Source organism: Arthrobacter sp. HMWF013 (genome assembly GCF_003061105.1).
Classification (GTDB): Bacteria; Actinomycetota; Actinomycetes; order Actinomycetales; family Micrococcaceae; genus Arthrobacter.
Map to the genome: position 1 here is coordinate 1 of NZ_QAIQ01000269.1, position 8575 is coordinate 8575.

Below are 8575 nucleotides of genomic sequence, written 5' to 3' on the forward strand. Positions count from 1 at the left end.
GCTCTGGAACCAGAGCTGCAGGTGTTACTTGGCCTTTTCGAGGATCTCGACCAGGCGCCACCGCTTAGTAGCGGACAGCGGGCGGGTCTCGGCGAGGAGAACGAGGTCGCCGATGCCGGCGGTGTTCTCTTCGTCGTGAGCCTTGATTTTGGTGTTGCGGCGGATGACCTTGCCGTAAAGGGCGTGCTTTACGCGGTCCTCAACCTGGACAACGATGGTCTTTTCCATCTTGTCCGAGACCACGTAGCCGCGCTTCGTCTTACGGTCACCGCGCTCGGCAGCCGTAGCTGCCGCGGAAACAGTTTCCGTCACGTTCTCGTCCTTTTCACTCACTTGGCATCCTCCTCGGTCTCAACCGTTTCAGCCGGCTCGGCCTTCTTGGTTGCTGCCTTCTTGGACTTCTTCTCTTCCTTGGCTTCCACAACAGGTGCGGCAACCTCGGCACGAATGCCCAGCTCGCGCTCACGGAGAACGGTGTAAATGCGTGCGATGTCCTTCTTTACCGCGCGCAGACGACCGTGGTTCTCCAGCTGACCGGTGGCGGACTGGAAACGCAGGTTGAACAGCTCTTCCTTAGCCTTACGGAGTTCTTCAACGAGGCGCTCGTTGTCGAACGTGTCCAGCTGTGCGGATGCAAGTTCCTTGGATCCTACTGCCATTTCTATTCACCACCTTCGCGACGCAAAATGCGTGCCTTCAACGGGAGCTTGTGGATTGCCAGGCGCAGGGCCTCGCGAGCTACCGATTCTTCGACGCCGGAGATCTCGAAGAGAACCCGGCCCGGCTTGACGTTAGCGACCCACCATTCCGGTGAACCCTTACCGGAACCCATGCGGGTTTCGGCAGGCTTCTTGGTGATAGGACGGTCCGGGTAAATGTTGATCCAGACCTTGCCGCCACGCTTGATGTGGCGGGTCATCGCGATACGTGCGGACTCGATCTGACGGTTCGTGACGTATGCCGGGCTCAGGGCCTGGATGCCGTACTCACCGAAGGAGACCTTGGTGCCGCCCGTAGCAGTTCCGGAACGACCCGGGTGGTGCTGCTTACGGTGCTTGACTCGACGTGGGATAAGCATTTAAGCCTGTCCTCCTTCTACTGCAGCGGGTGCAGCCTCACCTGCCGGAGCGGCGGCAGCCGGAGCTGCCTCTGCTGCCGGACGGTCGGTACGACGACGGCGGTCACCACGGTCGGCACCGCTGCGGTCAGCGCCACCCGGGCGGCCCGGACGGTCGCTGGCGCCACGGCCACGGGACGGAGCAGCAGCTGCCTGCTGAGCCAGTTCCTTGGAGGTGACATCGCCCTTGTAGATCCAGACCTTCACGCCGATACGGCCGAAGGTGGTCTTGGCCTCGTAGAAGCCGTAGTCGATGTTCGCACGGAGGGTGTGCAGGGGCACACGGCCTTCGCGGTAGAACTCCGAGCGGGACATTTCTGCGCCGCCCAGTCGACCGGAGCAAGCAATACGGATGCCCTTGGCACCTGCACGCTGCGCGGACTGCATGGCCTTCTTCATCGCACGGCGGAAAGCCACGCGTGAAGTCAGCTGCTCAGCCACGCCCTGGGCAACAAGCTGAGCTTCCATCTCGGGGTTCTTGACCTCGAGGATGTTCAGCTGAACCTGCTTGCCCGTGAGCTTCTCCAGCTCGCCGCGGATGCGGTCTGCTTCGGCGCCACGGCGGCCGATAACGATGCCGGGACGTGCCGTGTGGATATCCACGCGGACACGGTCACGGGTGCGCTCGATCTCAACCTTGGCGATACCGGCGCGCTCCATGCCAACTGACATGAGCTGGCGGATACGGATGTCTTCGCGAACGAAGTCCTTGTAACGCTGGCCGGCCTTGGTGCTGTCAGCAAACCAGTGCGATACGTGATCGGTGGTGATGCCGAGTCGGAACCCGTGCGGGTTAACTTTCTGTCCCACTTAGCGAGCCTCCTCTTTCTCCGGGGTAGCGACTACCACGGTGATGTGGCTCGTGCGCTTCTTGATCTGAAATGCACGACCCTGGGCACGCGGCTGGAACCGCTTCATGGTCGGGCCTTCATCAACAAACGCTTCGCTGATGATGAGGTCACCTTCGTCAAACGCCACGCCGTCGCGGTCCGCGAGGACCCGGGCGTTGGAGATTGCCGACTGAACTACCTTGAATACCGGCTCTGAAGCTGCCTGTGGGGCAAACTTCAGAATTGCCAGAGCCTCATTCGCTTGCAAACCACGAACAAGGTTGACGACGCGCCGGGCCTTCATAGGCGTTACGCGGATGTGGCGCGCAATTGCCTTGGCTTCCATTGCTTTCCTTCTCTCGTCTTTGACGTAAGTGCAGGCGCCTAGCGGCGCTTGCCCTTACGGTCGTCCTTGACATGGCCGCGGAATGTCCGCGTGGGAGCGAATTCGCCGAGCTTGTGCCCGACCATCGACTCAGTGACAAACACCGGAATGTGCTTGCGTCCGTCGTGTACGGCGATCGTGTGCCCGAGCATGTCGGGGATGATCATCGAACGGCGGGACCAGGTCTTAATGACGTTCTTGGTGCCCTTTTCGTTTTCCCTGTCCACCTTTACAAAGAGGTGCTGGTCAACGAAAGGACCTTTTTTCAGGCTGCGTGGCATGTGTCCAGGCTCCTATCGCTTGTTCTTGCCAGTACGACGGCGACGAACAATGAGTTTGTCGCTCTCTTTGTTGGGGCGGCGCGTGCGGCCTTCCCGCTTACCGTTCGGGTTGACGGGGTGACGTCCACCGGACGTCTTACCCTCGCCACCACCGTGCGGGTGGTCAACCGGGTTCATCGCGACACCACGGACGGTCGGGCGAACGCCCTTCCAGCGCATGCGGCCGGCCTTACCCCAGTTGATGTTCGACTGCTCGGCGTTGCCGACCTCGCCGACGGTTGCGCGGCAGCGCACGTCAACGTTGCGGATTTCGCCGGAAGGCAGACGCAGCTGGGCGAAGCGGCCTTCCTTGGCAACAAGCTGGATCGATGCACCGGCGGAGCGGCCCATCTTGGCGCCGCCACCCGGACGCAGTTCAACTGCGTGGATTACGGTACCAACCGGGATGTTGAGCAGGGGCAGGTTGTTGCCGGGCTTGATGTCAGCACCGGAACCTGCTTCTACTACGTCACCCTGGGAGAGCTTGTTCGGGGCGATGATGTAACGCTTGGTGCCATCAACGTAGTGCAGGAGGGCGATGCGAGCCGTGCGGTTCGGATCGTACTCGATTTCGGCAACGCGGGCGTTGACGCCGTCTTTGTCGTGGCGACGGAAGTCGATCAGACGGTACTGGCGCTTGTGGCCACCACCCTTGTGACGGGTCGTGATCTTACCGGAGTTGTTACGGCCACCCTTTTTCGGGAGGGGACGTACCAACGACTTTTCCGGCGTCGACCGCGTGATTTCAGTGAAGTCCGCTACGCTCGAGCCACGACGGCCCGGGGTAGTCGGCTTGTATTTACGGATTCCCATAATTTATTTCCTCGTTAAAGTGGTCTCCGCTACGAGAGCGGACCGCCGAAGATGTCGATGGTGCCTTCTTTGAGGCTCACAATTGCACGCTTGGTGTTCTTGCGGGTACCCCATCCGAATTTGGTGCGCTTGCGCTTACCGGCACGGTTGATGGTGTTGATCGATTCGACCTTGACGGAGAAAATCTTCTCCACGGCCAGCTTGATCTCGGTCTTGTTCGAGCGGGGGTCCACCAGGAAGGTGTACTTGCCCTCATCGATCAGGCCGTAGCTTTTTTCCGATACGACGGGTGCAAGCACGACGTCGCGCGGGTCTTTGATGGTGGCTGCACTCACTTGGCATCCTCCTCGTTCTTAGCTACTGCCTTGTCAGCAACGAATGCTTCGTAGGCAGCCTTGGTGAAGACAACGTCGTCAGAGACGAGTACGTCGTAGGTGTTCAGCTGGTCTGCGTACAGAACGTGAACACCGGCGAGGTTGCGCACGGAAAGTGCTGCAACGTCGTTGGCGCGCTCGATGACAACCAGCAGGTTCTTGCGCTCGGAAACTCCGCGCAAGGTTGCAAGTGCGTTCTTGACGGACGGCTTGGTGCCCTCCACCAGTTCAGCAACAACGTGGATGCGTCCGTTGCGTGCCCGGTCAGAGAGTGCGCCGCGCAGTGCAGCAGCAATCATCTTCTTGGGGGTGCGCTGGCTGTAGTCACGCGGTGTGGGACCGTGGACAACGCCACCACCGGTCATGTGAGGAGCACGGATTGAACCCTGACGGGCGCGGCCGGTGCCCTTCTGCTTGAACGGCTTGCGACCTGCACCGGAAACCTCGGCGCGGGTCTTGGTCTTGTGGGTACCCTGGCGAGCAGCAGCGAGCTGTGCAACGACGACCTGGTGCAGCAAGGGCACGTTGGTCTGAACGTCGAAGATCTCTGCAGGCAGGTCTACCTTGACAGTGCTAGTCATCTAACTAGGCTCCCTTCACGGCGGTGCGTACGAGTACGACCTGGCCGCGGGCGCCGGGGACGGCACCCTTGATCAGGAGCAGCGACTTCTCGACGTCAACAGCGTGAACCGTGAGGTTCAGCGTGGTGTGACGAACGGCGCCCATGCGGCCGGCCATTTTCATGCCCTTGAAGACGCGGCTCGGGGTGGATGCGCCACCGATTGAACCGGGCTTACGGTGGTTCTTGTGGGCACCGTGGGAAGCTCCAACGCCGTGGAAGCCGTGACGCTTCATAACACCGGCGAAGCCCTTACCCTTGGTGGTGCCGATAACGTCGATCTTCTGGCCGGCTTCGAAGAGCTCAACAGAAAGCTCCTGGCCCAGCTCGTAAGTGTCAGCATCTGCGGTGCGCAGTTCGACGACGTGGCGGCGAGGCGTGACGCCTGCCTTTTCAAAGTGACCAGCCAGCGGCTTGGTGACCTTGCGGGGATCGATCTGGCCGTAGCCGATCTGAACAGCGACATAGCCATCAGTGTCTGCGTTGCGCAGCTGGGTGATGACGTTCGAATCTGCCTGGACCACAGTGACGGGGATGAGCTTGTTGTTCTCGTCCCAGACCTGGGTCATGCCGAGCTTCGTGCCCAGCAGGCCCTTTACGTTACGGGTTGCGGTCATAGTCTCTCAGCACCTCCCTACAGCTTGATTTCGATGTTCACGTCTGCCGGCAGGTCGAGACGCATGAGCGAGTCGACAGCCTTGGGCGTGGGATCGATGATGTCGATAAGACGCTTGTGCGTGCGCATTTCAAAGTGCTCGCGGCTGTCTTTGTACTTGTGCGGAGAGCGGATTACGCAGTAGATGTTCTTCTCCGTCGGAAGCGGCACGGGGCCAACTACCGTGGCGCCTGCGCGCGTGACCGTCTCAACGATCTTCCGTGCTGAAACATCAATGACCTCGTGGTCATATGACTTCAGCCGGATGCGGATTTTTTGTCCCGCCATGTCGCCTGACTCTCTTTCAGTTAGTGCTGCTCTGAGTAGGGCTGCTCTGTTTACTTTCGTGTTGCATGTGGCTGCCGAAGCATTTGAAGTCTGAACTGCCACCCGCCGCACAAGCTGAATCCGGAAGAATCCGGGTTCCTCAACCTGCCGGCGTAACCGACCCCCGCGGTCGGGCGTGTCGCGCTTAGCACGCATACAAATCCGCAGTTCCATGGGGAGTGGGTTATGTTTGGTCTTCAACTTGGACCCTGACACCCGGCATTATCCGGATCGGGACACGAAGAAGCGCTTGAACAACTCATCTAGTATGCCGGATATTATGCGCAGAAGCGAATCTGGGCTAATGGACGTGCGCAGGCGCACGCTACCGCGTCCGACGGCGTCTCCGCAGGTGGCGCCGCCGGCGGCGCCACCCGGAGTTCCCGCCGCGGTCCGTCCAGGTCATTGCCTTCGGCAACATCCGAATGGATGATAAGGGAATGACCGTCGAACATGACGTATCCATTCGGGATCTGGCCGGACGCCTGCCGCGTTCGTTCACCCTCGGGGTTGCCGCGGCCGCCTTCCAGATCGAAGGCGCCCTCGCCACGGACGGCCGCGGTCCATCGGGCTGGGATGCCTTCTCGGAGAAACCCGGCGCCATCATGGACGGCCACTCCCCTGCGATGGCGTGCGACCACTACAACCGCTCTCCCGAAGATGTGGCGCTGATGCGCGAACTCGGAGTGGATTCCTACCGGTTCTCCATTTCGTGGCCGCGGATCCAGCCGGACGGCCGGGGCGCCTTCAACGAACAGGGCCTGGACTTTTATGACCGGCTGATCGATCAGCTGCTCGAGGCCGGCATCTCCCCCATGGCTACCCTGTACCACTGGGACACCCCGTTGCCCCTGGAACACCGCGGCGGGTGGATGAACAGGGCCACCGCGGAACGGTTCGCAGAGTATTCTGCGGCAGCCGGCCGGCGGTTCGGTGACCGCGTCGACCAGTGGGTCACGCTCAACGAACCCGCCTCGGTGGTGCTGAACGGCTATGCCCTCGGAGTGCATGCGCCCGGGCAAGGCCTGCTGTTCGAGGCGTTTCCCGCCGTCCACCACCAGCTCCTCGCCCACGGCCTGTCCGTCCAGGCATTACGGGCCGAAGGGGTCCGCGGCGGCATCGGCGTGACCAACCTGCACTCCCCCGTCCGGCCTGCAACAGGAAAGGTCACCGACAGGGCCGCAGCGAAAGTCTTCGACCTGATGCTGAACCGGATCTACGCTGACCCGATCCTGCTTGGCCGCTACCCCTTCGCCCTCCGGCTCGCGAAGCCGTGGTTCCGTTCCATGCCCAGGATTTCCGACGCCGATCTCCGCAACATCCACCAGCCCCTGGACTTCTACGGCGTGAACTATTACCAGCCGGTGAAAGTGGCTGCCGGCCAGGGCGCCGGTGATGACCTGACAGTTCCGGCTGAAGCAATGATCCGGATTCCTGCCCACCAGGTGCCGTTTGAGGAGTATGAGGCAACGGGTTTCGGCTGGCCGGTTGCTCCGGATCATCTGGGAATCCTGCTGCGCGAACTGAAAGACCGCTACACTCACGCATTGCCCCCGCTCTACATCACTGAGAGCGGAGCCAGCTTCCCCGAACCGGACCACGTGACCGGACCTATCCAGGACCACCAGCGGATCGACTACATTGCCGGGCACCTGCGCCACGCCATGGAGGCGACGGCCCCGGGCGGGATCGCCCACGATGTTGATCTCCGCGGCTACTACGTGTGGACGCTGATGGACAACTTCGAGTGGGCAGCCGGTTACTCCCAGCGATTCGGGCTGGTGCACGTGGATTTCGATACGTTGGAGCGGACCCCGAAGGAATCGTTCTACTGGTACCAGGCTCTCAGCCAGGCCCGGAACCGGCAGCAAGACTGACGCATCCGGGCTGCCGGCCGGCAGGTTACTGGTTCTTGTTCGCCCGGTTGATGCGCTTGGCGCGGTCAATCTCGTTGCGGAAATGCTTCTTGGCCCAGAACACTCCGGCCACCACTGCAGCCGCAATGATCAGAAAAATCAGCCATTCCATGATGTACTCCTCTCGTTCCCAGCAACAGTATCAGGGCCTGCTGTAAGGATCCCGGGGTCCCGCAGGGTCAGGTCCAAGAGGCTCGTGCCCGGCGGGCCCGGGTCCGGCAGACTCGGGCCCGCCGCCTTCCGGCCCCAATGCCTGACCGGTGGCCGGCCCGGTAAATGGGGCGGGAAATGGACCAGTTGCTGGGCCGGGAAATGGACCAGTTGCCGGGCCGGCTGCCGGGCCAGCCGCCTGGCCGGAAACCGGGCCCCGGTTCAGGCGCCAGACGGCAAAAGCGATGAGCCCCGCGGCGACCACGGCCAACAGCAGGAACGTGTAGTTCCTCATCGCCCACAGGATGCAGGCCGCTACCCCGGCGGCACCCCACCAGACGAACAGCCGCTCCCCCAGGCCCAGACCTGCCACCAGGAGCAGTGCGAAAAGTACCAGGACCCAGAGCTGCTGGCCGCCGCCGCCACCGAACAGTATGCCGAGGCCACTGGCCGACAGCAGGACAGCGGCGGCACCTGTCAGGAACCGTCCTGCTGATGGACTGCCGGACAGATACCTCAGGGCACCGAGGCCAGCTGCCAGGACCACGTACCACTGAACCACCCAGAACGGATCGGGCAGTCCGGCCCACATCCTGCCGCCCCTCCCATCAAGCTCGAACAGTGCAGCGCGCTGGACTGCTGCGGTCAGCAGGAGCGCACCCGCCTCCAGGACCAGCCGCCGTGACCGAAGTGGCGCTTCCCGGTAGGCGACGCCGACGGCGACGGCCACCACGGCAGCCGCCGTCCAGGACGTTGCATCGTGCCGGACCCCGGCCAGGGCCGCCATGATGAGCCCCAGGAAAGCGGCCCCCGCAAGGGACCAGCGACGCACCGGGTCACCCTGCAGCGGGATGCTGCGGAACAGCCGGGCAGCGTACAGGACGGCAGACGCAGCCCCGGCGCCCGTCAGCCACGGCAGGAATCCACCCCAAACACCAGGCACGTTGGTGTACGCCTCCGCTGCGAGGATGACCCCGCCACCGAGAGCCGCCAAGGCCGCCGGAGGGTAGAGCCGCGGGAGATTCTCCACGTGTGAGGCAGTAAAGCCAACGGCAGAAAGGACCAAAAC

The 8575-nt window shown here is 62.3% G+C and carries 13 protein-coding genes and 1 pseudogene; 1 reads left to right on the plus strand and 13 read right to left on the minus strand.

Features of this window, described 5'->3' with window-relative positions:
- Window positions 1-24: 24 nt before the first annotated feature.
- Genes rpsQ through rpsJ form a run of 11 tightly spaced genes read right to left on the minus strand, consistent with a single transcriptional unit; the run spans window position 25 to window position 5401 of the window.
- On the minus strand, window positions 25-333 hold the full coding sequence (gene rpsQ / locus DBR22_RS10700; protein WP_108599005.1) for a 30S ribosomal protein S17: 309 nt from the start codon (window positions 331-333) through the stop codon (window positions 25-27).
- Window positions 330-659, minus strand: a complete 330-nt coding sequence (gene rpmC, locus DBR22_RS10705) for a 50S ribosomal protein L29 (RefSeq protein ID WP_108599006.1) — start codon at window positions 657-659, stop codon at window positions 330-332. The genes rpsQ and rpmC overlap by 4 nt, the downstream gene beginning before the upstream one ends.
- Window positions 660-661: 2 nt before the next feature.
- On the minus strand, window positions 662-1078 hold the full coding sequence (gene rplP / locus DBR22_RS10710; RefSeq protein WP_108599007.1) for a 50S ribosomal protein L16: 417 nt from the start codon (window positions 1076-1078) through the stop codon (window positions 662-664).
- Window positions 1079-1927, minus strand: a complete 849-nt coding sequence (rpsC, locus tag DBR22_RS10715) for a 30S ribosomal protein S3 (RefSeq protein WP_108599008.1) — start codon at window positions 1925-1927, stop codon at window positions 1079-1081.
- Complete coding sequence (gene rplV / locus DBR22_RS10720; RefSeq protein WP_009358304.1) at window positions 1928-2293, minus strand: 50S ribosomal protein L22; 366 nt, start codon at window positions 2291-2293, stop codon at window positions 1928-1930.
- Between the two features lie 38 nt (window positions 2294-2331).
- Complete coding sequence (rpsS, locus tag DBR22_RS10725; protein ID WP_011692805.1) at window positions 2332-2613, minus strand: 30S ribosomal protein S19; 282 nt, start codon at window positions 2611-2613, stop codon at window positions 2332-2334.
- 12 nt (window positions 2614-2625) lie between these two features.
- Complete coding sequence (gene rplB, locus DBR22_RS10730; RefSeq protein ID WP_056344386.1) at window positions 2626-3465, minus strand: 50S ribosomal protein L2; 840 nt, start codon at window positions 3463-3465, stop codon at window positions 2626-2628.
- Window positions 3466-3494: 29 nt separating this feature from the next.
- Entirely contained in the window at window positions 3495-3800 is a 306-nt protein-coding gene (gene rplW / locus DBR22_RS10735) for a 50S ribosomal protein L23 (RefSeq protein WP_018773664.1), read from the minus strand.
- Window positions 3797-4420, minus strand: coding sequence for a 50S ribosomal protein L4 (gene rplD / locus DBR22_RS10740; protein ID WP_108599009.1), 624 nt, complete (start codon window positions 4418-4420; stop codon window positions 3797-3799). Before rplD ends, rplW begins: the two co-directional genes overlap by 4 nt.
- 4 nt (window positions 4421-4424) lie before the next feature.
- Window positions 4425-5075 carry a 50S ribosomal protein L3 gene (rplC, locus tag DBR22_RS10745; protein WP_108599010.1) on the minus strand — a complete coding sequence of 217 codons (651 nt, stop codon included), beginning with the start codon at window positions 5073-5075 and terminating at the stop codon, window positions 4425-4427.
- A gap of 17 nt (window positions 5076-5092) precedes the next feature.
- On the minus strand, window positions 5093-5401 hold the full coding sequence (gene rpsJ, locus DBR22_RS10750) for a 30S ribosomal protein S10 (RefSeq protein ID WP_038464699.1): 309 nt from the start codon (window positions 5399-5401) through the stop codon (window positions 5093-5095).
- A gap of 479 nt (window positions 5402-5880) precedes the next feature.
- Between rpsJ and DBR22_RS10755 the strand changes: the two genes are divergently transcribed.
- Window positions 5881-7317, plus strand: coding sequence for a GH1 family beta-glucosidase (locus tag DBR22_RS10755; protein ID WP_108599011.1), 1437 nt, complete (start codon window positions 5881-5883; stop codon window positions 7315-7317).
- Window positions 7318-7342: 25 nt separating this feature from the next.
- On the opposite strand, the gene DBR22_RS24475 is transcribed toward DBR22_RS10755, so the two are convergent.
- Window positions 7343-7468: a hypothetical protein gene (locus DBR22_RS24475; RefSeq protein WP_258229142.1), complete on the minus strand. Its 126-nt coding sequence runs from the start codon at window positions 7466-7468 to the stop codon at window positions 7343-7345.
- Window positions 7469-7498: 30 nt separating this feature from the next.
- Window positions 7499-8575 (minus strand): annotated as a pseudogene (locus DBR22_RS23825) (hypothetical protein); the annotation flags it as partial.